Annotated in this window: 24 protein-coding genes; 1 reads left to right on the top strand and 23 read right to left on the bottom strand. The window is 63.3% G+C overall.

The window, feature by feature from the left end:
• Nucleotide 1: 1 nt before the first annotated feature.
• From uraH to LKX83_RS06230, 22 genes are all read right to left on the bottom strand, one after another.
• Nucleotides 2-358, bottom strand: coding sequence for a hydroxyisourate hydrolase (uraH, locus tag LKX83_RS06335; RefSeq protein ID WP_227881326.1), 357 nt, complete (start codon nt 356-358; stop codon nt 2-4).
• Complete coding sequence (pucL, locus tag LKX83_RS06330; RefSeq protein ID WP_227881325.1) at nt 355-1,317, bottom strand: factor-independent urate hydroxylase; 963 nt, start codon at nt 1,315-1,317, stop codon at nt 355-357. Before pucL ends, uraH begins: the two co-directional genes overlap by 4 nt.
• Before the next feature lie 82 nt (nt 1,318-1,399).
• A complete protein-coding gene (gene uraD / locus LKX83_RS06325) occupies nt 1,400-1,900 on the bottom strand; it encodes a 2-oxo-4-hydroxy-4-carboxy-5-ureidoimidazoline decarboxylase (protein WP_227881324.1) in 501 nt (166 codons plus the stop codon).
• The gene (locus LKX83_RS06320) at nt 1,897-2,382 is read right to left on the bottom strand and encodes a nucleoside deaminase (protein WP_227881323.1); all 486 of its coding nucleotides are present in this window, start codon (nt 2,380-2,382) and stop codon (nt 1,897-1,899) included. The genes uraD and LKX83_RS06320 overlap by 4 nt, the downstream gene beginning before the upstream one ends.
• Nucleotides 2,379-2,906 carry a (2Fe-2S)-binding protein gene (locus LKX83_RS06315; RefSeq protein WP_227881322.1) on the bottom strand — a complete coding sequence of 176 codons (528 nt, stop codon included), beginning with the start codon at nt 2,904-2,906 and terminating at the stop codon, nt 2,379-2,381. The genes LKX83_RS06320 and LKX83_RS06315 overlap by 4 nt, the downstream gene beginning before the upstream one ends.
• Nucleotides 2,896-5,259, bottom strand: a complete 2,364-nt coding sequence (gene pucD / locus LKX83_RS06310) for a xanthine dehydrogenase subunit D (protein WP_227881321.1) — start codon at nt 5,257-5,259, stop codon at nt 2,896-2,898. Before pucD ends, LKX83_RS06315 begins: the two co-directional genes overlap by 11 nt.
• 2 nt (nt 5,260-5,261) lie before the next feature.
• Entirely contained in the window at nt 5,262-6,176 is a 915-nt protein-coding gene (locus tag LKX83_RS06305) for an FAD binding domain-containing protein (protein ID WP_227881320.1), read from the bottom strand.
• Between the two features lie 140 nt (nt 6,177-6,316).
• Nucleotides 6,317-7,051, bottom strand: coding sequence for a nucleotidyltransferase family protein (locus LKX83_RS06300; RefSeq protein WP_227881319.1), 735 nt, complete (start codon nt 7,049-7,051; stop codon nt 6,317-6,319).
• Entirely contained in the window at nt 7,048-8,013 is a 966-nt protein-coding gene (locus LKX83_RS06295; protein WP_227881318.1) for an XdhC family protein, read from the bottom strand. The genes LKX83_RS06300 and LKX83_RS06295 overlap by 4 nt, the downstream gene beginning before the upstream one ends.
• A gap of 229 nt (nt 8,014-8,242) precedes the next feature.
• Nucleotides 8,243-9,658 (bottom strand): 8-oxoguanine deaminase, encoded by a 1,416-nt coding sequence (locus LKX83_RS06290; RefSeq protein WP_227881317.1) that lies wholly within the window; start codon nt 9,656-9,658, stop codon nt 8,243-8,245.
• A gap of 77 nt (nt 9,659-9,735) precedes the next feature.
• Nucleotides 9,736-11,055 carry an FAD-binding oxidoreductase gene (locus LKX83_RS06285; RefSeq protein WP_227881316.1) on the bottom strand — a complete coding sequence of 440 codons (1,320 nt, stop codon included), beginning with the start codon at nt 11,053-11,055 and terminating at the stop codon, nt 9,736-9,738.
• 23 nt (nt 11,056-11,078) lie between these two features.
• Complete coding sequence (locus tag LKX83_RS06280; RefSeq protein WP_227881315.1) at nt 11,079-11,960, bottom strand: fumarylacetoacetate hydrolase family protein; 882 nt, start codon at nt 11,958-11,960, stop codon at nt 11,079-11,081.
• Entirely contained in the window at nt 11,957-12,781 is an 825-nt protein-coding gene (locus LKX83_RS06275; RefSeq protein ID WP_227881314.1) for a creatininase family protein, read from the bottom strand. Before LKX83_RS06275 ends, LKX83_RS06280 begins: the two co-directional genes overlap by 4 nt.
• 83 nt (nt 12,782-12,864) lie before the next feature.
• Nucleotides 12,865-14,058, bottom strand: coding sequence for an amidase (locus LKX83_RS06270; protein ID WP_227881313.1), 1,194 nt, complete (start codon nt 14,056-14,058; stop codon nt 12,865-12,867).
• A gap of 64 nt (nt 14,059-14,122) precedes the next feature.
• The gene (locus tag LKX83_RS06265; protein ID WP_227881312.1) at nt 14,123-14,572 is read right to left on the bottom strand and encodes a cupin domain-containing protein; all 450 of its coding nucleotides are present in this window, start codon (nt 14,570-14,572) and stop codon (nt 14,123-14,125) included.
• Nucleotides 14,569-15,351, bottom strand: coding sequence for a cysteine hydrolase family protein (locus LKX83_RS06260; protein ID WP_227881311.1), 783 nt, complete (start codon nt 15,349-15,351; stop codon nt 14,569-14,571). Before LKX83_RS06260 ends, LKX83_RS06265 begins: the two co-directional genes overlap by 4 nt.
• 25 nt (nt 15,352-15,376) lie before the next feature.
• Nucleotides 15,377-16,447 carry an ABC transporter substrate-binding protein gene (locus tag LKX83_RS06255; protein ID WP_227881310.1) on the bottom strand — a complete coding sequence of 357 codons (1,071 nt, stop codon included), beginning with the start codon at nt 16,445-16,447 and terminating at the stop codon, nt 15,377-15,379.
• Between the two features lie 56 nt (nt 16,448-16,503).
• The gene (locus LKX83_RS06250; RefSeq protein WP_227881309.1) at nt 16,504-17,406 is read right to left on the bottom strand and encodes an ABC transporter permease; all 903 of its coding nucleotides are present in this window, start codon (nt 17,404-17,406) and stop codon (nt 16,504-16,506) included.
• A gap of 77 nt (nt 17,407-17,483) precedes the next feature.
• Nucleotides 17,484-18,299: an ABC transporter ATP-binding protein gene (locus tag LKX83_RS06245; protein ID WP_370639031.1), complete on the bottom strand. Its 816-nt coding sequence runs from the start codon at nt 18,297-18,299 to the stop codon at nt 17,484-17,486.
• A gap of 385 nt (nt 18,300-18,684) precedes the next feature.
• On the bottom strand, nt 18,685-19,386 hold the full coding sequence (gene wrbA, locus LKX83_RS06240) for an NAD(P)H:quinone oxidoreductase (RefSeq protein ID WP_227881308.1): 702 nt from the start codon (nt 19,384-19,386) through the stop codon (nt 18,685-18,687).
• A 7-nt stretch (nt 19,387-19,393) separates the two neighbouring features.
• Nucleotides 19,394-20,758 carry an amidohydrolase family protein gene (locus LKX83_RS06235; RefSeq protein ID WP_227881307.1) on the bottom strand — a complete coding sequence of 455 codons (1,365 nt, stop codon included), beginning with the start codon at nt 20,756-20,758 and terminating at the stop codon, nt 19,394-19,396.
• A gap of 44 nt (nt 20,759-20,802) precedes the next feature.
• On the bottom strand, nt 20,803-22,512 hold the full coding sequence (locus tag LKX83_RS06230) for a CocE/NonD family hydrolase (protein WP_227881306.1): 1,710 nt from the start codon (nt 22,510-22,512) through the stop codon (nt 20,803-20,805).
• Nucleotides 22,513-22,796: 284 nt separating this feature from the next.
• On the opposite strand from LKX83_RS06230, the gene LKX83_RS06225 reads away from it, so the two are divergent.
• Entirely contained in the window at nt 22,797-24,383 is a 1,587-nt protein-coding gene (locus tag LKX83_RS06225; protein ID WP_227881305.1) for a PucR family transcriptional regulator, read from the top strand.
• A gap of 2 nt (nt 24,384-24,385) precedes the next feature.
• On the opposite strand, the gene ggt is transcribed toward LKX83_RS06225, so the two are convergent.
• Nucleotides 24,386-25,972, bottom strand: a complete 1,587-nt coding sequence (ggt, locus tag LKX83_RS06220; protein WP_227881304.1) for a gamma-glutamyltransferase — start codon at nt 25,970-25,972, stop codon at nt 24,386-24,388.
• Nucleotides 25,973-26,111 lie beyond the last annotated feature (139 nt).

The following is a 26,111-nucleotide window of genomic DNA, read 5'->3' as shown; positions in this document are numbered from 1 at the left end:
TTCAACTCCCCCGATAGGTGCTATAGCCTCCGGGCGCTACCAAAAGCGGGATGTGATAGTGGGCATCCGGATCGGGCACGCGAAAGCGGACGGGCACCGTTTCGAGAAAAGTCTCCTCCCCCGCCGTCAGCCCCCGAAAATAATCGCCGACGCCGAAGACGAGCTCATACAGCCCCCGCTCCAGCCCCCCCTCCCCGATGAGCGGCTGCCCGAGCCGGCCGTCCGCGTTCGTCTCCGCTTCTCCCAACAGCTGCCCGGGCGTTCCGTCTTCCCGCAGCCGCCACATCCGGACTTTGACGCCGGCGGCCGGAACGCCTCGCGACAGATCCAGCACGTGCGTCGTCAGCCCCCCTTTCATGACAGATTCTCCGGCGCGCCCATCAGATCGCCCCGGGTCATCGAGAATCCTTGGAAGCCGTAAGGCGGACGCGGCTCCGTGAAGACGCCGGAAGACTGTCCGTCCAAGGGTTCAACCACCGTCTCCCACGTTCGGTTGTTCGACTCGAAGCGAACTTCCGCCAACTGCGGGAAGCGGGTTAAAATCCGCTGTCCGATAAGCCAGATCAAATACTGAATCGAAGGCGTCGCGAATTCGTAAAACACGTTGTGGGCGATGTCGCGGATTTGCTCGGCCGCCACGTAGCGCCCCGCTTCGGGCTTCAGCGCATCCCCGACGTCCTCGTATTTCCACAAAATATCGAGAAATATGAAGAGCGGACGGTCGCGTGTCTCGGGAAGCGTCGTATATTCGTCGCGGATGAAGCCGTAGAAGGAGCTGCCGCTCACTTTGATCAGCTGCAAGTCCGACAGGCCGCACCAATGGGAGACGATCTGCGGGCCCGACTCGCCGCGCGAGATCTCAAGGCCGGCGCTGGCGCACTCGTTATGCGAGCGTCGGAAGACGAGGCTGCTGTCGTAGAACCCTCCCGGACCGGGCACGAGGGCGGATTGGAACGGAATGCGATCGGCGCTGATTTCGATCGCGTCGATATGGGAGTATCTCTCCAGGAAGCGTCCGCTCAGAAAAGCAAGCAGTTCCTCCGTGGCGCTTCCTTCGAACGATCCGGCCTGGCGAAGCAGAAAATTTTTCATCGAATCGGTGGCGACAACCTTGCCGTTTTCCCCTTCCGTAAACGAGGCCAGCAGCGATTCCCCGCTGACGGCAAATTTGACGTTGTGGGCGAAAATGACGTTCTTGTTGCCCGCGAACGGCGATTCGGGGATCGGCAACGTCTCGAGCGGTTTAGCGTGGGTACGGTAGACCAGTACGTCCCCTTTGCCGTAATACAGCGTTCGGCCGGACGAAAGTTTCAGCATGTCTTGTTTCCCCTCTCCCTTGGAAGTACGGCAACAAGTCGGCGCTCCCGCGCCGCCCCCAGCCGGTCTTGTTCATAGATGTTCAATCAGCAACGAGGCGGCTCAGGCGCATTTCGGCGATCCGGAGCACTTCCGCGAGCGCCCGGCGCCACTCGTCGGCCCGTTCGTTCCCGATTCGGCTCGCCATCGCCGCAGCGATCTCTTCCTTCGTTTTGCCTGCGACCGCCATAATGAACGGGAATCCGAACTTCACCTTGTAGGCGCGGTTCAGACCGTCGAAATAACGGAATTCCTCCGGCGACAGCCGGTCGAGCCCGGCCCCCCGCTGCTCTCCGGCCGACCATTCGGTCACCTTCAAGCGGGTCGCCAGATCGGGATGGGCGCGGAAAAGAGCGAGCTGCACGTCTTCCGCGCCGATCTCCACCTGACGCTTCATCGCCGCCAGAAGTTCGCCCCGCGTGCGAAACGGCCGCTCGCTCCACGCCCGCTCCGCCACCCAGGGAGAATGCTCGAACACCGACCCGAGCGCCTCCGCGAAGCGATCGCGGTCCATCGCGTCGATTTCTTCCATCGTCAGACTCACGACCAGTACCCCTCATGTACGGCGACCGTCTCCCGCTCCAGCTCGAGGAACGGCCCGATCACCTCGATCGGCCTGCGCCCCCTGGCGAACACTTCCCGGCACGGCAAGTCGAGCGTCGGATTTTGCGGATGGTCGCAGGTGAGCTCGGCCAGCCTTTTTTCCGAGATGCCGTAGACGACTTTGCCGACGTTGCCCCAGTAGATCGCCCCCGCGCACATCGCGCACGGCTCCGCCGTCGTATAGAGCGCGCAGAACCTCAGCTTTTCCTTGGAAAAACGCCGCGACGCTTCCTCCATCAGTCGCGTTTCCGCATGGCCCGTGCACACCGATTCGGAGATTTCGACGTTGCCCTGCTCCCATAGAATCGTCCCGTCCTCGTCGGCCAGCAGGCTGCCGAAGGGCGTATTGCCCTTCGCTCTCGCCATCTGCGAAATTTCGATGCACCGCCGCAGTAGGCGAATGTGCCGCTCTTTGTCCGTCATCGATTTTCCCGCCCTTCTTCGATCGCCCGCCGCACCGCGCGGATAATGCCGCCGTAGCCCGTGCAGCGGCACAAATTGCCCGACAACGCCTCCTCCAGTTCCTCCGGAGACGGGTCGGGCACGGCGTCCAGCAACGCCTTGACCGAGACGATCATGCCCGGCGTGCAGTAGCCGCATTGATAGCCGCCTTCCTCGAGAAAAGCCCGCTGGACCGGATGAAGGCCGCCGTTCTCATCTGCGATTCCTTCGATCGTCACAATGTCCCGCCCCGCGCACTGATACGCCATCATCAAGCACGAGTTGACGGGAGCGCCATCGACCAGCACCATGCAAGCGCCGCACCGCCCGATCTCGCAGGAGCGTTTCGTCCCGGTCAGGCCGAGATCGTCCCGGACGAGGTCAAGCAGCCGCTTGGCAGGCGGCACTTTCAGCCGCATCGAACGGCCGTTGACCGTGCTTTCCCAGAACCGGTCAACCGCGTTGACGGCCTCCGCCGCCGCGGGCTCCGCGCCGTCATCGATCATCGCTCATCACCGCCATCCCCCCGATGGGCAGAGCCTCCTGCAGCCGCGCCGGATCGATCGGCAGCCGGTCGATCCGGACGCCAGCCGCGCGACGAACCGCCTCGGCGATCGCGGGTGCCAGGCCGACGGAGCCAATCTCGCCGACGCCTCTCGGCCCGTGCTCGTCGCCCTCCGGCAAATCCTCGATCGGCCACACTTCTACCGAACCGCCCAGGTCGGCGATCGTCGGAATCAAATACGTGTCGAAGTTGTTCGTCGCGTACTTCCCCCGTTCCATCGCAGCCTCTTCCATCAAGGCGTAGCCGAGCGCCATCGAGCTGCCGCCTTCGATCTGGCCCAGATAGCCCTGCGGGTTCATGACCGGGCCGGCGGCGACGGCATGGAACTGGTCCAGCACGCGAACCCGCCCGGTCCGCCCGTCGACCTCGACCTTGACCGCCACGGCGGCATAGGCGTACAAATAGTGGGCGCCGACGATGTCCGTGTCCGAAACCGGGTAGCTCGTGCTAGCCTCGCAGACGATCGGCTCCGCCAGCCGGCCGGCGAGCGCTTCGTAGGAGAGAGCCCTTTCGCCCGATTCCCGGCCCCATACGCCGCCCGCCCCAAGACGAAGCTGCCGGGCGGGAACGCCGCAAACTTCCGCCGCCGCCCGCAGCAGCTTCTCCTCGAAAGGCCGTTGCAGCAGCCCGAGCGACCGCCACATCATGCTCGTGGCGCGCGACGCCGTGCTGGATCCGCTGTCCGGAACGGCATCGCTGTCGCCGATGACGATGCGAATATCCCCGGGCGCGAAGCCGAACCGTTCGATCAGCATCAGCTCCAGCGTCGCGAGAAGCCCTTGCCCGAACTCCTCGAAGCCGAACGCGACTTCGATTTTCCCGTCTCCCCGCAGCGCCAGCCGGCCGCCTGACGGATCGGGGATGCCGTACCCGAGCCCCGCCCCGTGCATGACCATCGCCGCTCCGATGCCGATCTTCATCCATGGCGAACGTTCTTCGGCTTTCTGCGGCTGGCCGGAGCCTTCCGAGGCCGGCAAGCGGTCCTTATCGTTCCGCAGTCCGGAGCTTCCCGCCGCCGATGCCCCCTCGGTCCGTTCCCGCCACAACCGGCTCTCTTTGACCGCCGTCCACACGACAGCAAGACCGTCCGTCTTCGCGATCGGCTGCCCGAAGGGGCCGGGTTCGTCCGGCGACTTCAGGTTCATGCGGCGAAACTCCCACGGGTCCATGCCGAGCAAGTCGGCCAACCGGTCCATTTGGCCTTCCAGGGCGAAGATCGCCTGGTTGCCGCCGAAGCCCCGAAACTCGCCGGACATCCCGTTGTTTGTAAACACCGAGATGCTCTCGGCGTCGACGCAGCCGAACCGGTATGCGCCGACGGCGTGCTCGGTCGCGAAATTCAATACTTCGGCTCCTAGCGTGGCGTAAGGACCGGTGTCGGCAATAATCCGTACCCGGTGCGCGAGCAGGCGTCCGTTCTCGTCCGTCCCGGTTTTCATGCGGATGATCATCGGGTGGCGTTTCAGGCCGGCGCGGACCGACTCGCGGCGCGAGTTGTGGATTTTGACCGGCCAACCGGTTGCCAGCGCCAGCAGCGCGCCGTACGGCTGCACGTTGAGCTCGTCCTTGCCGCCGAACGAGCCTCCGATCGGGCTCGACACGACCCGGATCCGTTCCTTCGGCAGCGCCAAAATGCGGGCGAGCTGCAGCCGGTCCATCAAGCCGTGCTGCGTCGGCGCGTAAACCGCCACCCCGCCGTTCTCCCCCGGCACGAACAGGCCGCCCTCCGTTTCCATGTAGGCGTGCATTTGCCGGGGCGTCACGTACGTCTCTTCGACGACGCGCGCGCATCGCTCGAAGATCGGGCCAACGTCTCCCGTCCGGAACGTTTTCGAATGGAGCACGTTGCCGTCGGGATGCAACTGCGGCGCCTCCGGACGGAGCGCCAACTCCGGATCGTCTGCGATCGGAAGCGGCTCGTACGCGACTTCGATCAGCCCGAGGGCTCGCCTCGCGATCTCGGGCGTTTTGGCCGCCACCGCCGCGACGGCGTCCCCGACGTAACGCACCCGATCCTCGCAAAAGACGGGCTGGTCCTGCCGGGCAATGCCGAACCGGTTGAGCCCCGGCACGTCCCGCCGCGTCAGCACCGCCGCCACGCCGGGAAGACTGCGCGCCGCTTCCGTCCGCACCGACAAAATCCTCGCGTGCGGATGAGGGCTGCGCAGCACGAGGCCGTGCAGCATGCCCGGCGCGGTCAGATCGGTCAAGTAAGCGAGACCGCCCGTTACCTTGCCCGGCCCGTCCGGCCGGATCCGCCATCTGTCGCCGCTGTTCCGTCGATTGAGCAGCATCGCTAGCCCTCCCCTCGCCCGGCGTTTTCGCGGATCGCTTGCCACAGATGCGAAGCGGCCAAGTTTGCGGCGGTCAGCTTCCGGTATTCCGCGGTCGCGAACGGGTCCGGCGCCGGCTTGTATTGTTCCAGAAGCAGCCGGTGCAACAGCCGGACGGCGCCGTCGTCGGCAGCGGCGCCTTCGAGCCGCGATTCCGTCAACGGGAAGCGGCGCGGAACCGTTTTGCCGTCCCCCGCCGCCAGCCGTACGCCGCGAAGCTGGCCGTCAGGGGCGATCCGCCCCGTCAAAGCCGTCGTCACGAGCGAAGGGACGAACGCCTCGCGCCGGCCGATTTTCCCGTAAAAACCGAACGTCCGGCCGGCTTTCTCGGGACTGTCGTCCAGAGGAAGGCGAATCTGCAGCAGCAGCCGTACGGAAGCTTCCGTCTCCTCCCCCCCTCTCTCCAGCCAGTCTTCGGCATCCTCTGCCCGCTCCGCTTCGCCCTCGCGCCAGATCAGTCGGGCCTTGTAAACGAGAAAGACCGGAAGCGAGTCGCCGACGGCCGACAAAATGTTGCCGCCGATCGTCGCCAGGTTACGAATCGACGGAGCGGCGATTGCGCGCGCCGCTTCTGCGAGCAGCGGGAAGCGGGCTTGCAGGTATGGATCCCTTCGGCAGACGGCCAGCGTCGTCAGAGCGCCGATAGCCAGCTCCCCGCCCTCCGTGCGGATGCCGCGCATCTCCGGTATGCCCGACAGATCGATCAGATGGGCCGGCTCGGGCCGCTGGCCCGCCTCCCATTGCGTGCGCAGCAGCGTTCCTCCCGCCGTGTAGACAGCTCCGCTTCCGAACCGTTTTTTCAACCGGCACGCTTCGCTTGCGTCCCGAGGGTGCCACACCGTCGAGGTTGACGCGGGCATTCCGACCGTTCCAGACATGCGCATCAGCCCTTTTTCAGAAAATGTGTTACCCTCACTATAAGAAAGCGTCATGATTGAGTAAATAAACATAACGCATAATTGTGCGACGAACCAGTTAATAAAACGTTTCATTGTGCAGAGTGCACGGCCGACGCCAATTAAATGTCACATAAAGTGACTCGTTTCTGACGGGCGAATTGTCGGGCCTCCTCCAGCAAAGCCGGCGTGTCCACATCCGCGAGCCGTTCCGGCTCGTTCGCCGAAAGCACCCGACCGGCAAAATCGGAACGCTCGAGCAGCCGCTTCGCCCCGATGTCTCCTTCCAGCCGGGCGACATGCGGAAACGTCTTGGCGGCCAGCAGCACGGGCGGCGTCATGACGTCTCCGTTGCCGCTCGCCACGTAATCCAGCCGTGGGTCCGACCTCCAGCAGCCGATCAGCGCGCGCACCATCGCCGCCGTGACGAACGGCTGGTCGGCCAATAACACGACGGCGGCGCCGCACCCGGCCGCCGCCGCTTCGCCGATGCCGCGGCGCAGCGAATAGGCCATCCCGAGCTCGGCGTCTTCGCACACGAGCATTGTCAGCTCGGTCCGCCGGTCCGTCCCTTGGACGGCCCCCCGGCTCAAGGGAGGACTTGCTTCCGACCCGCTTTCCCGCTCCGGCTCCGACTTCCGATTCAAATCACCCGGATAGGCGAACACCTCTTGCCGCAGCCATTCCGGCGCTTCGCCGGGGCGGACGACGACATAAACGGCGTCGAGCCCGACGGACAGAAGCGCCCGCAAGGCGACGGCGCCGAGCGGCAGTCCGGGCAGCAGCTCAGCCGCAAGCTTGACGCCGTTCATCCGCTTGCCCTCGCCGGCAGCCAAGTATACTCCCGCGATCTTCACGCCTCCCTCCTCCCTCCGGCGAAAACGCGCAACCGGTTGCGGCACGCGATCAGTTCGGCCGTCACGCTGACGGCAATCTCTTTCGCTCCCTCCGCCCCGATCGGCAGGCCGATCGGCGCCCTGACGAACGGAGGCGGAATCTTCCCCTCCAGCAATTTGCCGATCCGGCTCGTCGAGCCGACGATGCCGAGATAGGCGGGACCGAACGGAACGATCCGGGCATACATCTCGCGATCCCGGCGCAAGTTGTGGCTGGCGAGCATGACGAAGTCTCTCGCCGCGACGTTCAGCCCGGCGACGATCGCATCGGCGTCGCCGACGATCGTCTCGGCCGCCGGGAACCGCCGCGGATCGCAGAGCGCCGGCCGCCAGTCGGCCACGACCGTACGGAAGCCGACGCCGCGCGCCAACTCGTCGACGGCGACCGCCTCCTCCCCCGCTCCGAAAATCACAAGCCGCTCCCGCGGCAGATGAAGCGATTCGTAGAGCGAGTCGCTCGCGCCCCCTGCGTCCGGCCGGCATCCGTCAACAATCGCGGCGAGCTTCACCTCATAGCCGATGCCGCCGCCCGCTTCGCGGCGAACGAGCCGCGCCGCCATTCCGCCGCGAACGGCGCGGACGACTTCGCCCAGCGCCCTGCATAGGTCGTCCGTCAACGGCTCCAGCAAAATGCGCAGTGTCCCGTCGCAGCCGATCTCCTCTCCCCAGACGGCATCCTCTTCGGGACGCAGGTTGTAGTCGGCGATCGCATAACGGTTTTCGGCCAGCACCTCCCCGATCCGATCTGCCAAATCCGCCTCCAAACAGCCGGGACTGATGCTTCCGACCGTCCAGCCGCCTTCCGCCAGCAACATGGATGCGCCCGCCTTGCGGTAGGAATGCCCCTGAACCCCAATGACGGTCGCAAGCACCGAAGCGGCTTGCGTACGTTCGGCAATCGCGAATATCGCCTCCGTGTCCATTTGCCCCGCCCTCCCGTCCTTTGATTGCCTTGCCTGTTATCCGCCCTTTTGTTCGCCGCAGCAACCGGCCGCGTCCCCCGACCGGGAACCCTCCCGAAAAGCGAACGAAGCCGGGCGGCATCGCCGTGCCCCCGGCTTCATTCGTGCGTTCGGCACGCCTCCGATGGCAGGTGCCAACCGCAGCCTCCCGTTCCGCGCGTATATCCGTCCGCTCCGATTCACAGTCCGATTACGCCTTCGCGCGGCGCGAACGGCGATAGTCGATGCCGGTGAGCAGCGTCGCTTCGTTCACGAGCCGCTGCGCCGCCGCTTGCGCCCGCTCCGCGGCCAACTCTTCGTCGATCCCGATCAGACGGCCGTCCTCGACGACGACTTTTCCGCCGACGATCGTCATGTCGACGGGCCGCGTCATGCCCGTCACGATCGGCAGCGCCATGTCGTCGAACAGCGCGCCGCCGAATTCCAGCCGCCTCGTGTCGATCAGAAACAGGTCGGCCGCCTTGCCGATCTCCAGCGAGCCGATGCCGTCCTCCCAGCCCAGCACCGACGCCGAGCCGCGCGTTCCCAGGGCGAGCGCGTCGGCCGCGTCGATCGAATCCGCTCCATGGGACAGCTTATGCAGCAAGTAAGCCATCCTCGCCTCCGTCAGCATGTTGTTGCCGTCGTTGGAGGCCGAACCGTCCACGCCGAGACCGACCCGGACGCCGGCGCTCTGCATTTTGAGCAGCGGCAGCACGCCCGACGACAGCTTCATGTTGCTGGACGGGCAATGGGCGACTCCACAGCTATGTTTGCCGAGCCGCGAGATTTCCCCGTCGTGAAAATGAATGCCGTGCGCGAACCAAACGTCGTCGCCGACCCAGCCGTGCCGCTCCATGTACTCCAACGGGCGCACGCCGAACTTTTCCAGGCAGAACGCTTCCTCGTCGAGCGTCTCGGCCAGATGCGTATGCATGCGTACCTTGTAGCTTCTCGCGAGCGCCGCCGATTCGCGGAGCATGTCGGACGTCACGTTGAAGGGAGCGCACGGGGCCACGCCAACGCGCACCATGGCGAACCGGTCGGCGCTGTGATAGCGTTCGATCACCCGGACCGTATCCTTAAGCGCGACTTCGTCGGTTTGGCAGACGACATCCGGCGGCAGTCCACCCTTCGACCGACCGAGCGTCATCGAGCCGCGGGTCGGATAGAAGCGGATGCCGAGCTCTCCGGCAGCGCGTATCTCCTCGTCGATCAGCTCGCCGGAGATGCCGTCCGGGAAGCAATAGAAGTGGTCCGCCGCCGTCGTGCAGCCGGTTTTGAGCAGCTCGCCGAGGCCGACGACGGCGCCGATGTAGACGTCCTCGGGACGCATGTGCCGCCAGATGTCGTAGAGCGCGCCAAGCCAGTCGAACAGGCTGCACTCCTGAGCGAGCGGGATGTTGCGGGTCAGCGTCTGGAACAGATGGTGGTGCGTGTTGATCAGTCCCGGGAAGACGATTTTACCCGACGCATCAATGACGGTATCCGCGTCCTCGTACGGAAGATCCTTCCCGATCGCGACGATCTCCTGACCGACGGCATACAAGCTCCCGCCTTCGACGACTTCGCGGGCATCGTTCATGGTGACGATCGATTTGGCGTTTTTGATCAGCAACGTACGCATGTTCCCGCCCCTTTCCTCAACAACTTGCAAAAAGTCCCTTCCATGCTTACGTTCCGTTTCCGCCGTTATTCCGCCAATTAGCCGATTTTGCCGGGATTGAGCAGGCCGAGCGGATCGTTCAGCTTCTTGCGCAGGCGCATGCCCGGCACCGCCCCGCGCCCTCCGTTGTCCAGCAGCCACGTATGCGGATCGTAAATTTCGACGCCGATGGAGCGGCACGTGCCGATGATCTCGTACAGGCGCTCCTCCGTCGTGAACCGGACGACCGGCAGCGCGTTCGGCAGCAGCTGCCCGCCGCCGAGCACCCATTCGAAATGCATCAGCAGTTCGTCGCCGAACACCCCTTTGAGCGTGCGGAGCTGCTCCAGGTAGCGGTCGGGCGCGAAGCCGGCCTGCAAATACGTATGGGCAGGGTCGGCCTTCAGCGCCCACAGCGTCGTATGGTTCCAAGTAAAATCGGACAGGCCGATCGACTTGCGGTACATTTCCGGAGGAATGACGTGGCCGACGCCTCCGCCGAATTCGGCGGCCAAACGCTCCAGCTGCGGCAGCGAGCTCCCGTCCGTCTCCGCGAAGACGACCGACTTGTTAGGCATCAGCACTTTGCGCAGCGGGAGGAAAAACGAAGGAAGCGGCCACTCGATCGGCGTGACGAGCCGCTTCGGAACGCTGCCGTCGCGGGCGAGCGCCTCTCCGAACCGCAGCGCCGATTCGAAGTCGTCGAACTCGATCACCGTCTGCATCCAGTCGCGCCGCGGCGCCAACGGAAGGACGACCTCCGTCATGATGCCCGTAGTTCCGTAATTGTGGATGTAGTCGAAAAGGTCGGTCCCTTCGATCTCCAGCCGGCGCGGACGCTCCTCCATCGTGTAGACGACCGCGCCGAGCACGTTGCCGTCCCACAGATTGCCCCACGCAATCGACCCGACGCCGCCGGAGCCGCCGCACACGAAGCCGCCAACCGTTGCCTTGGCGTACGTGCTCGGGTAGATGCGCAGCTCCTGGCCTTCTTCCCGCGCCTTTTTCTCCAGCGCGCCCAGCTTGACGCCGCATTGAACCCGCGCGTAGCCTGCACCGATCTCGATGATGCGGTCGAGCCCGCTCAAATCCAGGACGATGCCGCCCTCCAGCGGAATGGCCTGGCCGTAGTTGCCCGTGCCGGCCCCGCGCACTGTCAACGGGAGGCGATGACGGCAGGCGAAGACGAGCGCCGCCTCCACCTCGCTCTCGCTTCGCGGGGCGATGATGGCGTCGGCTTTTTTGTCCTTCAGCTTTTTGTCCAGCACCGGCGAATACCAGTAAAAATCTTTCGAAAGCTTCTCGACCGTCGATTCGTCCGTATAAACCGGAATGCCGTCGAGACCGGCTTCCGCCTCGAGCTTCCAAGCGTATGTCATGCCCCTCTACCTGCCTTCTTTCGTTATTGGCGTTCTTGCACCGCCTCAAGCCGCACGGGATTGACCAGCGGGGCGAAACCGCCGATCCGGCACTCGGCGACGTCGCCGTCGCGGATGTCCGTCGAGCCCGGGGTGCCGGTCATGATGACATCGCCGGGAAGCAGCGTCATCATCCGCGAGAAATAAGAGACGATGAACCAGACCGAATAGATCATGTCGGCGACCGTGGCGCTGTGCGTCACGCACCCGTTCAGCGCGGTTTCCACGCGCAGCGCCCCGAGATCTTCGATCTCGTCCGGAGCGATCAGTTCGGGCCCGAAGCTGAAAAACGTGTCGCAGCTTTTGGAGCGGCCGAGAAAACGCGGGTTGCGCGCGTGCAGATGCTGCGCCGTCATGTCGAGCGTCGCCGCGAAGCCCGCCACGACGCCGGGGGCCTCGGCTTCGCTCACGTATTTGCACCTCCGGCCGATGACGATGCCGAGCTCCGCTTCGGCCGTGAACCGGCCCTCCTCGGCAGGCAGCTCGATCTCATCGCCGGGACCGATCAGGCTCGTGTCCGGCTTCAGGAAGCAGATCGGCTCCGCATCGGGCGGGACGACGTTCATGTCCGCGGCCTTGGCTCGGTAGTTGGCCCCGATTCCCCATATTTTGCGGGGGCGGCGATAAAGCGGCGCATAGGCGGCCTGAGCGAACGGGATCACATCCAGCCGCTTAAGCAAGGAACCCCCTTCCGCACCGAGCCAGCCAACGAGCGTTTCCAGCTCGCCCCGCTCGAGCAGCTCCGCCACGGTCGCGCTCCAGCCGGTTCCCGCCGCCTCGTTCAGCAGGCGAATCGGTACGAGGCCGTCCGCCGCAACGACGGCGGCTTCCTCCTTGCCGCTAAGCGCAATCGTCGCGAGCCTCATCGCGTTCCCTCCGCAACGCCCCGGACGTCGGCGATATCGAACTCGCATAGCTCCGCGAGCGCTTCGGCCAGGATGGCGGTCACCCTCATCTGGACGATCTCGCCCTTGGCCGCCGTCGCCTTGGTGGCGTCGCCGCAGATGCCGGTGGCGGAAATGTCCGCCATTCGCCAGGCGAAGCGGATTCGGCCTTCCAGCGTCAGGAACTTTTTGCCGCCCATCGCCGGCAGCTCCGAGACGAGAAATTGCTCCTGCACCCAGCCGGGCTTGATCGCCATGACGATCGACGTCTCGTAGTCGCCGCCGTGAATCCCGTATTCGAGCTCCTCCGGATCGATCACTCCCTCCGCGCCGCCCAAGCTGGAAGGCGACAAATAGAAAACGGTCATGTCGTGCGCGATCCGAATTTCGCGAGAGACAACGTTCAACAAGTCGACGTTGCCGCCATGCGTATTGAACAGCAGCAGCTTGCCGAAGCCGCTCAGCTTCAGGCTTGCCGCGATGTCCATAACGAGTCCCTGCAGCGTCGACGCGGAGATCGACACGGTACCGGGAAAGCCGAGATGCTCATTGCTCTTGCCGTAGGCGATCGGCGGCAGCAGCCACACCTGCGCATCCGTTGGCAGCATCTCCAGCGCCTGCGTCAGCGTCGCCTCGCCGATGAGCGCGTCCGTCATGACGGGAAGATGCGGCCCGTGCTGCTCGACGGCGCCGATCGGCAGGATGACGAGCGCTTTTTCCTTCGGCAGCTCCTTGATCTGTTTGCCGGTCAACCGAGGCAGGAAGCGCTCCTCCCAGGCCACTCCTTCATATCGTGTGAACATAGGCACACTCCCTTTTGTCGATGATGGCCGCCGGAATCGGGTCGGCCCGGCCGGCTCGCCTGCGCTCATGGCGTTCGCGGCGATCAGCCGGTGACCGGCTGCCCCCGAAGCGTTCGAACAGCCGCTTCGCCGACCCACCGCAGCAGCCGCAAATCCCGGCGAGGCCCGGCGATGAACGAGAGGCCGACGGGCAGTCCATCGCGGCTGCGAAACGGCATCGTCACTTGCGGCAGCCCGCCAAGTCCGGCGATGCAGGACAGCTGCATCACCTTCGTGCGCGTCCGTTCGATCTCGGCGCCCGCCAGTCCGATGCGCGGTGCCGCGCACGGCGCCGTCGGGATGACGAGCAGCCCGTCGTCGCCGAGCAGAGCCCCAAGCTCCTCGCGAATGCGCTCGCGAACGGGCAGCGCGCGATCGTAATCTTCGCGCCGAAGCGTGCTCGCCCAGACGAACCGTTCGGCGATGCCGGGGCCGAAGCGCGGCTTGCGTTCCGCGATCCATTCGCCGTGCGCGGACCAAATCTCGTATCCTTGCAGCGTCCGGAACGCGGCGGCCCAATCGGCAAGTCCTTTCGATGCTAACGTCACGCGGCGGTTGTCCATCACCCGCTCGAGAACGGCCAACGAGCCGGCTAGTACTTGCCCGCAATTCTTATCGGCGATCGCCCAAGCATCGTCGGCCACGATCAACCGGCGGAATTCGCCGCCTTTGTCCTCGGCGCCGATCAGCACTTGCCCGACGCGCCGCAGCGTTTCCGCATCCCGAGCCATCCAGCCGACCGTGTCGAAACTCTCGGCCAGCGGAATGACGCCGCCGCTCGGAACGAGGCCGTGCGTCGGGCGGATGCCGAACAGGCCGCAATAGGAAGACGGAACGCGAACCGAGCCGCCGGTATCCGTGCCGAGGGCGAAGTCCGCCTGCCCCGCCGCCACCGCCACGGCCGAGCCGCTCGAAGAGCCTCCCGGGATGCAGTTGGGAGCGCAAGGGTTGACCGGCGTTCCGTAATAATGGTTTTCTCCGTTCAGACTGAACATCAACTCATCGGTAATGGCCGCTCCTTTGACGCGAGCGCCTTGCCGAAGCAGCCGATCCACCGCTTCCGCATTAGCCGCGGCGGGCCCGTGGCTGTCCAGCCAGTCCGGGTTGCCTGCAGAATTCGCGTGGCCGGCGATCGCGAATACGTCTTTAACCGCGAAATCGAGCTTGCTAAGCGCCCCCTTGCCGGTCGGCTCTACAATCAAATCCTCCTTTATATAGGCATTCCATCCGCTCTGCATCTGTTTTCCTCCATCTCTCTCTATAAGTCCGGCAGGACGAAAACCCTCCGCGCGATGCTGCGTATCAGATGCCCGCTTCGAGCCCTGCGGCGCGAACACCGCTCAGAGCACGCATATCCTCCTCGTCCAGCTCGGCTTCGGGGCCCGATTTGATCAGATCGGAAAATTTCTCGTCCGGCACCATCGTCGTCAGCACGTACAGCCGGTTCTCTCCGGTATTGCGCACCTGATGGTTGTTGCCGGGAGGAACGACGAAATACGAGCCTTTGCCGATCGGCGCCTCCGAATCGCCCACGATGGCGACGCCTTCTCCCTCCAGCACGTAAAAATACTCGTACGCTTCCGCATGCTCGTTCGGAGGCGTCTGCCCGCCCTTGTCGAATATTTCGACGACGGACACGAACGGAACTTGCGTCCCGTCGCAGAGCAGCACGAATTTGTTCGAATCGTTGGCGGATATTTTGCGAACCGGGCAGCTCTCTAAACTGCCTAATACAAGCGAAGGAATCTTCATTTGGCATCTACCTTCCCGACTATGGCCGCCATCGCGCCGAGCAAAGACTCGGAGCCGGCGACGAAGCCGTAGCATTGTTTGATATTGTATAAAGTCGCCTCCGTGCAGTACGAAGGCGAGGTGGTCGCGCAGCAATCCTCCAGCAGAACGGCGTCGTATCCGAGACATACCGCGTCCTGCAGCGTGTGCATGACGCATTGGTCCAAGTTGATCCCGGCGAAAAACAACGTCGTCGCGCCGAGATTGCGCAGAATGCTGTCGAGCGGCGTATCCCAAAACCCGCTGATCCGGTATTTGTCAACCCAAACGTCGTCCGGGCCGGGAACGAGCGCTTCGACCAGCGATGCGCCCCAGCTCCCTTTCTCCAGCACGCGGGAGCCGCCGCCCGGCAGCGGGCTGCCGATCCCGTTGCTTTCGCCGTCCGGGTTGTAAACGTGCAGTACCGAGGGGCTCAGGTTCATCCGGTCCGCGCGGTTGCCCCAGTTCAGCCAGATGACCGGAACGCCGGCCCGGCGCAGGACGGGCAGCAGCCGATTTAGCGGCCGGGCCGGGGCAAGCAGCGGGGACGGGTCGACCCCGATGGAAGAAAGCCACCCCCCCGGCACGCAAAAATCGTTCTGCATGTCGACGACGACGATCGCGCTGCGGGCCAGATCCAGCTCCAGGCGTTGCGGCTGCGCCGCGAACGCGACGGACAGGGGCGGGTGCGCGCCTCTGCGCAAGTCGACCCGGTCCCGCGACACGCGCCAGTAATTTCGCCCATTTCCCAGCTTGCGCACGGCCTTCTCACCTCCTTTCGAACCGTTACGGTTTGGTCAAATAGTCCGTCGCAAACGCCTTGGAAACGTCCTGCTCGCCCTTCAGACCGCCGATTTGCAGCAGTTGGTCCTGAACGGTTTTCCAGCGGTCCAGCGTCATATAACCGATGCCGTTCGCCTTCGTCTCGTCGTTCAGAATGAACGGCGTCTCCTGCTCCGCCTCGTAGTTCATCGCTTCGATCGTCATGTCCTTGTTGTAGGTCTGGATAAAAGGATTGACGCTCTTGTAGTTGTCGAGATAATAGGACCAGCCTTTCTGGCTCGCCTGTACGACCGCCTCGACGATGTCCGGGTGTTTTTTCAAATAATCTTCGGTCGTAAACAGGACGTCGCAATAATTCGCGTAGCCGGAATCGGCGATCTTCAGCGTCTTCACGTCGATGCCCTGCTGGCCGAGCGAGTAAGGCTCGTTGGTGATGTAGCCCTGGTTGAGCGAGCCTTTCGTTTTGATAAAATTGACGAGTTGACCCGTGTAGTTGAGCTCATTCACGTCGGTCAGCTTGTATTTGGACTTGACGTACTCCCAGTAGAGCGCCCCAGGCTGGATGAAAACCGTGCGGCCCTTCAAATCTTCGAATCCTTTGATGTCGTCTTCCGCATGATAAACGAGCACCTGCGGCGTGAACTGGAAGCCGGCCAGCAGGCCGACGACCGGAATGCCTTGCTCCCGCGCCCGCAAAATGTCGTCGGCGTACGAGATGCCGAAGTCGGCCTTGCCCGAAGCGACGAGCTGGAGTCCGGACACTTGCGGCCCGCCCGGCTGAATCGTCATGTCGACGCCGGCGTCTTTGTAGTAGCCTTGCTGGAGTGCCGCGAAATAGCCGCCATCCTCACCTTTGGCGTACCACGCTTCGACCAGATGGGCTTTCTGCAGCGTTTGCGAATCGCCTGCCGCGCCGGCCGTGCTTTCGGGCGTCGCGCCCTCCGGCGCCGCGGAGCTCGGCGAAGCGGAGGATTCGGAATCGTTCCTTCCCGATGAGCACCCGACGGCGATCGTCAGCATGAACACAACGGCGACGATGAAGCTGATTTTTGTTTTGGTTTGCGTTCGAATCATGGATGTCCTTCCCTCCCGTTGGCCGTCGACTTGCGTCGCTCGCGTTTTGGCGCGGTTCAATTGTTGATGGCGGAGTCGTGCCAGGACCGGAGCAGCCGGTTCGACAAGGCGTTGATCAGCAAGAAGAAGACGATTCCCATGACGGCCGCGGTCAATCCGCAAGCGAACAGGTAGGCGGTTTGCAGCCGCGTCGACGCGACCGTGATCGCGTATCCGAGACCGCCCTGAAGCCCGCCGATCCCCGCGATGTACTCCCCGACGATGGCGCCGACGACCGACAGCGAGCAGGAGATTTTCATGCCGGCAAGAATGTACGGCATCGCCGCGGGAATGCGCAGCCGCCAGATCGTCTGCCACTTGGTCGCGTTGTAGAGGTAGAACAAGTTTTTCATGTTCGTTTCCGTGGAATTGAGGCCGATCAGCGTATTGGATAAAATCGGGAAAAATGCGATCAGGAACGCAATCATGACGATGGCGTTCATCCCGGCTCCGAACCAGATGACGATGATCGGAGCGACCGCGACGATCGGGATCGTCTGCAGGACGATCGCGTACGGGTAGACGCTCCGCTCCACCGTCTTGGACAGCGCCAGCACGATCGCGAACGCGACCCCGAGCACGACGCTGAGCGCGAACCCGAGCACGGACTCGGCGATCGTCGTCCGAACGGAAATGAGCAGATTGTGCCCGTTCTCCGAAGCGGCCTTCACGATGTCCGACGGCTTCGGGAACAAGTACGGCTTGACGCCGGCGACGCGGATCGCAATCTCCCAGATCGCCATGAACAGAACGAACACGACCAGCGGAGGCACGACTCGCGAAACGAACTTCTTCAGCAGCGTCTCGGACGACGAACCCCATCGCCGGCCCGCAGGCGCCGACGGCGCGGCCGGCAGGGATGGCGATGCGCCGCTCTCCTGCTCCGGCAACACGTTTACACTGGCAACCAACTTCTCCATGCTCCTTCTCCTTTCGAACTGCGAAATTTGACTCGTCCGCCTCGCCGCGAGGCGCGGCGGTTCCGCCCGTCGCGGCGCTAGTGCTTGAGCGTCTCCGATACCGAGTGGACATACCGACCGAACTCCAGCGAAGACCGGAAATCGTCCGTTCGCGGAAACGGCGTCGGTATGTCGATCGTATCGGCGATCTTCCCGGGCCGCGGCGTCATGACGATGACCCGGGTCGACAGAAACACCGCCTCGAAAACGTTGTGCGTAATGAACAGCACCGTCATTTTCTTCTCCTGCCGCCAAATGCTGAGCAGTTCGTCCTGGAGCGACTGGCGGGTGATTTCGTCCAGCGCGCCGAACGGTTCGTCCATCAGCAACAGCTTCGGGCGCGAGATGAGCGCCCGGGCGATGGAAACCCTCATCTTCATCCCGCCCGAAAGCTGGCGGGGCAGCACCTTCATGTAATCTTTCAGCCCGACCAGCTCGAGCACCCGCTCCCCTTCCCGGACCCGCTCCTTCTTGGGAACGCCCCGCAGCGTGAGCGGCATCGTGACGTTGTCGATCAGCTTCGACCAAGGCAGCAGCGTGTGATCCTGGAACACGAACGCGATCTCGTTCTGCTTGCGCGCCTCCTTCGGAGTCGTTCCAAGCACCGACAGCAGGCCGGACGTGTGACCGGTCAAGCCGGCGATCATATTGAAAATCGTCGATTTTCCGCACCCCGACGGTCCCACGAAGCACAGAAACTCCCCTTCGCCTGCCCGCAGGTTTACGTTTTGTACCGCTATCGTGCCGTTCGGATAAATTTTTCCGATATTCTCCATGCTGACCAGCGATCCGGAACCGTCGCTTCTCCCCGCCGTCGTTCCCGGGTTCGGCACTGCTGTAAACGTTGCGTTCATCGTAATCCCTCCCGAGGAAAAGTAACTCGGCATTCCGCCGTCATTTTGCGGCGCTGTACGGCGATGCCTGGCATATACGCGCCTGTTTGTGTCACATTATATTACGCAATTTTCTTTTCTTTCAACGAAGAGGAATGATTTATGTACGAAATTACAATGGGCAGGCCTCTATTTTGGTTTCGTTTACGAATATGCGTAATTTTATGTTATATAACATTACATTACCTACGCCAGGGAAGTCGCTTCGGTACCCGAATGACCAAAGAAGAATAATTATCGAAACGGCGCAGCATCGAAAAAGACCCGCTGTCCGCAGGGAGGGCGGGACAAGCGGGCTGAGAGGTTGGCTGACCCGGGTTAAGGCGGCCGCTTTGGCCACACAGGCCTATTTCGACAGAAAGCCGCTGCCGCGGAGGGCGGAAGCGACGGCTGCCACCCTTCGGCCCAGCCGTCCGGCCATGAGCAGTTCCCGTTCGTCCGGCGTTCGCGAGCTGTCCGGACCGGCAACTGTCGACGCTCCGTACGGAGAGCAGCCGATGGCGTCCGCCGTCAAATATTCCGGATTTTCCGAGTACGGGAGACCGACCATGATCATGCCGAAATGAAACAGAGGGACCATGGAGGTGAGGATGGTCGCCTCCTGGCCGGTATGGATCGAACCCGAGCTCGTGATCAGGCCCGCCGGCTTGCCTTCCAAGCTTCCGTCCGCGCATAGGTCGGAGGCGAACTCCAGAAACAACTTCACTTGCGAAGGCATAAAGCCGAAATAAGTCGGGAAACCCCAGACGATTCCGTCTGCCCAGCGCAGATCGTCATGGGTCGCGAATGGAACGTCCTTCTGCACCTCCAGCGCGCGCTCGTACTTTTCGAACCGGTCGACCGTCTTGAAATGCTTGGCCAGTCCGGACTCGGATTCGCGCTTTTTAAGCTTATCCTGATACGGCGTCCGGTTCGCCTCGGCTTTCATCTCCGCAATGCGGCGCAGCCGAACTTCACTCCCGAATGCCGCAGCCCCGTCCGCCGCCGCTTTGGCCATGTCGAACACATGACCGTAGGCGCTGTAATAAATGACAAGAACGTTGCTCATCGCCGCTTCACCCTTTCTTGCGGAACGAAATTCTTTCACTCGCGTCCTCCCAATGATGAGCCAGCACCGGCAGTCGCCAGTCCGCCCGGCTTCCGGCCGTTTTCAAACAGCGTCCTTGCCGCCATACCCAGCGCCGCTCCGGCACCATCGCAAACAACTCCTCCGGCGTGGACGCGTCGAACAGCACGAAGTCGGCGTCGTTGCCGGGCTCGATTCCGCGTCCGGTCAGACCCATGACGGTCGCCGGGTGCTCGCTAATCATACGCAGCACCGCGCGGATGTCGGCCGGGCTGCCCATATGGGCGGCGTAGGCGGTGATGAGCCCGATCTGCAGCAAATCGCCTTTGCCGAACGGGTGAAACGGGTCATGGATGTTGTCCGATGCGGCCGCCAGCGGCACTCCCGCGGCCAGCAGCTCGCGGACCCGGGTCACGCCGCGCCGAACGGGAAACGGGTCGCTCCGGCCCTGCAAATACAAATTCGCGCCCGGCAGCGTCACTGCGCCGATGCCCGCTTCCGCCAGAAGGCCGATGATTTCGCCGGCGTCTTCGTCCGGCATCGCCGCGAGGGAGCACAGATGGCCGACCGTCACCTTGCCCGCCCAGCCGTAGGCCATCGTTTTGCGGGCGACGTAGGCGGCTGTACGAATGTTCGGATTGTCGCTCTCGTCGGTATGCACGTCGATCGGGCAGCCCATCCGGTCGGCAAGCGCGAACAGTTTGTCGATGTCCGGCTCCGGCAGCGGGGAAATATGCGGCGCGCCGCCGACTCCCGTCGCCCCCATCCGCAGCGCCTCGGCTCCCGCCTCCAGCGCCTCCTCGGACAGATCGTAGCAAGGGAGCATCGGAAAAAGCTGCATGGAAACATAAGGCGCGAGCTCTTCCTTCACCTCCAGCGCCGCCTCGATCGCGCGCATCGCCACCTCCCTCCCGTGACGAACGTGGAAGTCCAGATGCGTCCGGATCGCCGTCGTGCCGCACGAGATCGCCTGCAGCGCCGAACGCATGATTCTCGCCCGCAGCTCCTCCTTCGAAAACGCTGGGACGGCGGACGAGTAGTTGGCGATCGCTTCCGCCAGCGTCCCGGACACATTTCCGACTTTGGGCAGCGAGAACGCCTTGTCCAGATGCATGTGGGCGTCCGCCAGGGCAGGCAAAACCGCCTTCCCCTCGGCGTCGAGACAGAGTGTCCGGCCGGACTCCGGCCCGACGCCGTCCCAGCGGTCAACCGGCACTAGCTCCGGATCCGGCAATCCTTCGCCCACCTGCCGCTCGACGGACGTCCAGACGCCATCTTCGGCGGTCAGCGTATGCAGCATCGACTCGTCCCGCAGCGGCATCGAGACGTTGAAGATTTTCAGCACGGATTTCATGGGCGCCCACTCTCCCTGTATGATTGTTCGGGGAATCCGACCTTTCAACCTTCCATAGACCGGCGGCCGCCGGCGAGCGGCAGCTCCAACCAGGAAGCTTGATCCGGCTTGCTGGCGACGGCGACGGCGGCGATCTTCAAATCCCCGGATCCGGCCCGGACCGCCGTTGCGATCGGGCGGCCGTTCGGGTGACGCATCAGCAGCGGAAAGCCGCTGCCGGTCAGCTCCAGCCGCAGCGACGAGCCGGCCGGACAGCGGATCGCGAGCGGCCGCAGCTCGATCTCGGCGATCTCCCAAGCGCCGACTCCATCTTCCTGCGGCGCGGCGCCGATCTCCGCCCTTCCCGCGGACAGAAATCTCGCTTCGCCGCCCGGCAGCAGCAGCGTCAGCGAAGAGACCAGGTCGGTCGGACCGTCCATGACCTGACAACGCACGCTCAGCTTCGGCGAGCCGAACAGATGCAACTCCTCCCGGAGCGGATCACCGGTATAGACGAGAATTTCGTAGCGGTCCTGCCGAACGCTCTGGTCCGCGGGCACAGTGGAGGCCAGCGGCATCGGCAACCGGGCGTCGTAGACGAACACATCCGGCGCCGCCGCGCCGCAGGCCGCTTCCGGCCGTTCCTTCAGCCCACCGCCGCCGAGCGCTCCGTTGGCCGGAATCTCCGAGCCGGACAGGTAGAACCGCTTCCCTGCGCCGTCCGATGAGACGGAAGGAAGACTATCCGCCTCTTCCCACCGGCCGGACGTCGGCTCGAAATAACGGACCGGCGACTCCTCGAACAGTCCGTTGTCCCGCTCGCCTTTGAGCCAATAGTCGAACCAACGGACCTGCCGAAGGTGCATGTTGCCGTCCGCGTCCGGGCCGTTGTCGACGCCGCCGGCTTTCCGGCCCCATGGGATATGCGTCCACGGTCCGATCTCCAGCCGGTGGAACAGCTCCCGGGAACATTCCTCGCCTTGCAGCGCCTCATAGGACCGGATCGTGCCGTGCAGCAAAAAATCGTGCCAGCCCCCGATATGAAAAGCGGGAATCGGCCGTTTCCGGAACGCATCGAGCCAGTTGAGCCCGGCCCAGTAATCGTCGTATTCGGGATGTTCCGCCCAATCGAAGTAGGCCGGCATATACTTTTCCAGAAGCGGATGCCCTTCGACGTAAGGAAGCTGCCGCAGAACGCTGCCGGGGTCCGACATCACACGGGCGCAGGCCGCTTCCGCATCCGCGTCCCCCGCCCGGCGAGCGCCGTCTCTCGCCAACTGATACGCCCAGGGCAGACAACTTTGCACGTCGAAGCTGCCGTAAGGATACATCCATCCACGGTACAGGTCGGCGGCCGTCATGCTGGGCGCGATCGCCACCAGATGCTCGGGATGCAGCGAAGCCGCCGCCCACTGCGCCGCGCCCTGATAGGAAAAGCCGTACATGCCGACGCGCCCGTTCGAGCCGGGCAGCGCGGCTGCCCATTCCACCGCGTCGCAGCCGTCCTCCGCTTCGTGAACGAAAGGCACGAACTCCCCTTCGGAGTCGCCGCGGCCGCGCACGTCCTGAACGACGACCATGTAACCGCGGGAGGCGTACCATACCGGATGGGCGTGACTGACCGTGGAGGCGATCATCCTTCCGTAAGGCTGCCTCAAGAGCAATACCGGACAATCTCCCTCGTTAGCCGGCCTGTAAATGTCTGCATACAGCGTCACTCCGTCCCGAAGGACGCAAGGAACTTTCCGACGAACCGTCACATTGCCGAATTCCATGTCCGCCCCCCTTTCCCGACAATCAAGTTTGTGTTAGATTCTATAACATTAAATTTCATCTTTGCAAGACAAACGACAGGCATTTTGTAAGCAGGCACAAAGATTTGCCGATTGATTTGTAACGAGATCTAGATTAATATGAAGCAAAATCCATCCAACGCCTTTCCGCGTCACATTATCTTCCGCAACTTTCACCCGCTCACCGTCTCATTTCATGTTTGCCGCAGTCGCACCTTTTGTCGAATGAAGCTTTTGAAACTGCGCAAAAGGAGGATGATTCCGCCATGTATCTGACCGTGGAGGACGCACTGAAAATATATCCGTTGTCCGAGGGCAGGCTGACGGCCGGGCAAAAAGGGGTCGGCCGCATCGTCAAGTCCGTTAACGTGATGGACGCCCCGGACATTTCCGATTGGGTGCGCGAGGGGGATATTTTGTTCACGACCGCCTATTTGATGAAGGACGCTCCTTCCGAAGGGGTTCAACTGCTGCGGAAGCTTGCGCAAAAAGGCGCCGCCGGCATCGGCATCAAGCTGGGGCGGTTTTGGGCCAACGTGCCGGACGACATGCTCGCCGAAGCGGACCGGCTCGGTTTTCCGCTTATCGAGCTGCCGTTCCCGTTCACCTTTTCCGACCAGATGAAGGGGCTGTTCAATGCCGAGCTGCAGCGCAGCACCAAGCTGCTGCACGGCGTGCTCGACAAGCAGAAGGAGTTGATGCGGTTCGCGCTTGTGCCTGCGGGAGCCGGCGACATCTTCCAAACGATCGCCTCGATTCTCGGCGTGCCGATGGCCGTCGCCGGGGTGCGCGGGCAAATTCTGTACAACAGCCTCGCCCCTGCCGAGCTCGAGCTGCTGAAGAAGCATCCGCAAAAGACGACCGTGCAGTGGCTGCGCGCGGAGCGCGTCAACTTGATGAGACTGCCGCTCAAAAGCGCGGAGGCCGGCCAGGACGCGGTCGGAAGCGTCGTTTTCCAAATTCCGCGAGGGTTGCGGCCCAAAGAGGAGGAGGGGTTGTACCATCAGGCGGCGGAAATCGTCTCCCACCACCTGAACGCCGTCGAGCGGCATTATATGGAGCAGTCGACGCAGAACGAATTCGTCTCCCTGCTCAAAAATTACTTGAAGCGCCACATCTCCGTAGACACGCTGTTAGAATGCGCCGCAAGCCTCGGCATCCCGTTCGGAAGCAAACCTTACCGGTGCGCGTTGTTCCACATCTCGGCCATCAGCGAGCCGAAGCGGGAGCGGCTGCTCCGGATGATCCGCCAGGAGCTGCAATACAACCCGCTGCTCAAGGATTCGAGCAACCTGCATTTTCAGATCGGGGACGCGATCCTAACGATCTTGCCGGCCGGAGCCAAGGAGAAGGCGTCTCATCTGCTGACCAACGTTTTTGCCGACATCGCCGCCGAGGCAGGCAGCAGCTTGCGCATTTCGCTCAGCCATACGAAGATCAAGCCGGAGCAGCTCGAACAGGCGCACCGCGAATGCGCGGACGCCAGAGAAACAGCCGAGCGGCTCGGCATCGATTCATTGGTGACGGAGTACGAGACTGTCGAGATGGCGTACATTTTCCAATCCGTGCCGGAGGAGAAAATGCGCCGCTTTCTCAACATGACGCTGTCGCCGATCATCGACAAGACGCCCGATTCCGCGCAGGACCTGCTTCGCACGCTGGAGCTGTACATCGAGAACAACGGCCAAATCAACGAGACGGCCAAGCAGCTGTTCATCCACCGCAACACGGCCGCTTACCGCCTCGACAAGATCGGCGAGCTGTTGCAGATCGACTTCAAATCCTATTCCGATCTGCTCAAGCTGAAGCTCGTGCTGCTATTTAAGCACATGCTGAAGCAGCAACGGCAGTAGGCTCACCAGCCGATGGCGGCTCCGTCGCTGCGGGGATCGGCGCCGCCTTGCAGGAAGCCGGCTTCGTCGATCTTGATGGCGTGGGCGTGCCCCATCACGCCGGAAAACGCGCCGACGACTCGCACCTGATGGCCCGCGGCGGCGAGGGCGGCCGCCACGGCCGGATCGATCCGCGACTCCAGCTTCAGCTCGCGCGTCGGCTCCCCCCACGTGCGACCCCATAACCAACGGGGCTCGCTCACCGCCCGCTGCGGGTCCATCCCGTAATCGACCATGCGCGTTACGATCGCCGTCTGCGTCTGCGGCTGCCCTTCGCCGCCCTGTGTGCCGTATAGCAGGCAAGGGCGACCCTCGCGCAGCGCCATGGCGGGCATCAGCGTATGGAACGTTCGCTTGCGGGGCGCAAGACAGTTGACGTGCCCGGGAACGAGCGAGAAGAACGAGCCGCGGTTTTGCAGCAGCACGCCCGTCTCGCCCGCGACGACGCCGGAGCCGAATTCGAAATAAAGGCTTTGGATGAAGGAGGCGGCGTTCCCTTCCTTGTCGACGACGGCGGCGTACGCCGTGTCGCTGCCCATCGGCTTGGCGTCGACCGGCGCCGTTCGGCCCGGGCGGATGACGGACGCCAGATCCGCCGCGTACGATTTGCTCAGCAGCCGGTCCAGCGGAATGTCGGCGAACGCCGGATCGGTCAGTACTTCGTCTCGGTCGCGGAAGCTCAGCTTCAGCGCTTCGATCAGCAGATGATAGTAGTCGGCCGAGCCGTGTTCTACGGTCCCGAGATCGAACGATTCCACGATGTTCAATGCCATCAGCCCGACGAAGCCTTGCGAATTCGGCGGCATCTGATAGATGTCGTACCCCCGGTATCCGGAACGAAGCGCCTCCACCCAATCGCCCCGATGATCGGCGAAGTCTTCTCGGGTCAACACCCCGCCCCGCTCCTGCAGGAAGGAGGCAATCTCGGCGGCGATCGGCCCCTTGTAGAAAGCGTCCTTTCCGCCCGCGGCCAGCGTCCGCAGCGTCCGCGCCAACTGCGGCTGTACGAACCGGGCGCCGGCGGCGGGAACCCGTCCGCCCGGCAAGTAAATCGCGGCCGTCTCCGACGAAGCGGCGAGCATCGACACATGGGCCCGCGCGTTGTCATGCTGGTCGGCGGACAGCGGAAATCCCCGCTCCGCGTACGCGATCGCCGGCTCCAGAACGTCGGCAAAGGCGAGCCGGCCGTACGCCACGTGCACGGCATCCCAGGCGTCGGCCATTCCCGGCACCGTCACCGCGCTGCGTACGCCGCGGGTCGGAATCGCCGCGCTGCCCGCGAACGCCTCCAAAGTCGCGCCCGCCCCGGAGCGGCCGCTGCCGTTATATCCCCGCACTCGCCCTTCGCCAGGCTGATAAGTCAGCCAGAACGAATCTCCGCCCAATCCCGTCATATGAGGATAGACGACCGCCAGACAGGCGCTCACGGCCACGGCCGCGTCGAAGGCGTTGCCGCCCCGTTCGAGAATTCTCGCTCCGGCCGCGGAAGCCAAGTAATGCGGACTGACCACCATCGTCTCCGTTCCGGTCGCAGGCCGATTCGCATCCATCCCGTTCCCTCCCTTCATTTTCGTCAATTAACATAGCATAACAAAACGAAAGCCATCAATTATAAAAATGTGTTTTTCGTAACCCAGAATAAATTAAGTTGTTGAATTTGTATTTTCAAACAGATATATTATTACACAA

It is taken from the genome of Cohnella baijiui (genome assembly GCF_020731285.1).
Lineage (GTDB): Bacteria > Bacillota > Bacilli > Paenibacillales > Paenibacillaceae > Cohnella.
The sequence above is the reverse complement of the archived record's forward strand: the minus strand, read 5'-3'. Positions and strand labels throughout refer to the sequence as shown.

Bases quoted from the DNA above. Each gene is read 5' to 3' on its own strand.
- uraH (WP_227881326.1), bottom strand. From the start codon at position 358: ATGAAAGGGGGGCTGACGACGCACGTGCTGGATCTGTCGCGAGGCGTT.
- pucL (WP_227881325.1), bottom strand. From the start codon at position 1,317: ATGCTGAAACTTTCGTCCGGCCGAACGCTGTATTACGGCAAAGGGGAC.
- LKX83_RS06320 (WP_227881323.1), bottom strand. From the start codon at position 2,382: ATGACGGACAAAGAGCGGCACATTCGCCTACTGCGGCGGTGCATCGAA.
- LKX83_RS06315 (WP_227881322.1), bottom strand. From the start codon at position 2,906: ATGATCGATGACGGCGCGGAGCCCGCGGCGGCGGAGGCCGTCAACGCG.
- pucD (WP_227881321.1), bottom strand. From the start codon at position 5,259: ATGCTGCTCAATCGACGGAACAGCGGCGACAGATGGCGGATCCGGCCG.
- LKX83_RS06305 (WP_227881320.1), bottom strand. From the start codon at position 6,176: ATGTCTGGAACGGTCGGAATGCCCGCGTCAACCTCGACGGTGTGGCAC.
- LKX83_RS06295 (WP_227881318.1), bottom strand. From the start codon at position 8,013: ATGGACACGGAGGCGATATTCGCGATTGCCGAACGTACGCAAGCCGCT.
- LKX83_RS06290 (WP_227881317.1), bottom strand. From the start codon at position 9,658: ATGCGTACGTTGCTGATCAAAAACGCCAAATCGATCGTCACCATGAAC.
- LKX83_RS06285 (WP_227881316.1), bottom strand. From the start codon at position 11,055: ATGACATACGCTTGGAAGCTCGAGGCGGAAGCCGGTCTCGACGGCATT.
- LKX83_RS06280 (WP_227881315.1), bottom strand. From the start codon at position 11,960: ATGAGGCTCGCGACGATTGCGCTTAGCGGCAAGGAGGAAGCCGCCGTC.
- LKX83_RS06275 (WP_227881314.1), bottom strand. From the start codon at position 12,781: ATGTTCACACGATATGAAGGAGTGGCCTGGGAGGAGCGCTTCCTGCCT.
- LKX83_RS06270 (WP_227881313.1), bottom strand. From the start codon at position 14,058: ATGCAGAGCGGATGGAATGCCTATATAAAGGAGGATTTGATTGTAGAG.
- LKX83_RS06265 (WP_227881312.1), bottom strand. From the start codon at position 14,572: ATGAAGATTCCTTCGCTTGTATTAGGCAGTTTAGAGAGCTGCCCGGTT.
- LKX83_RS06255 (WP_227881310.1), bottom strand. From the start codon at position 16,447: ATGATTCGAACGCAAACCAAAACAAAAATCAGCTTCATCGTCGCCGTT.
- LKX83_RS06250 (WP_227881309.1), bottom strand. From the start codon at position 17,406: ATGGAGAAGTTGGTTGCCAGTGTAAACGTGTTGCCGGAGCAGGAGAGC.
- LKX83_RS06245 (WP_370639031.1), bottom strand. From the start codon at position 18,299: ATGAACGCAACGTTTACAGCAGTGCCGAACCCGGGAACGACGGCGGGG.
- wrbA (WP_227881308.1), bottom strand. From the start codon at position 19,386: ATGAGCAACGTTCTTGTCATTTATTACAGCGCCTACGGTCATGTGTTC.
- LKX83_RS06235 (WP_227881307.1), bottom strand. From the start codon at position 20,758: ATGAAATCCGTGCTGAAAATCTTCAACGTCTCGATGCCGCTGCGGGAC.
- LKX83_RS06230 (WP_227881306.1), bottom strand. From the start codon at position 22,512: ATGGAATTCGGCAATGTGACGGTTCGTCGGAAAGTTCCTTGCGTCCTT.
- LKX83_RS06225 (WP_227881305.1), top strand. From the start codon at position 22,797: ATGTATCTGACCGTGGAGGACGCACTGAAAATATATCCGTTGTCCGAG.
- ggt (WP_227881304.1), bottom strand. From the start codon at position 25,972: ATGGATGCGAATCGGCCTGCGACCGGAACGGAGACGATGGTGGTCAGT.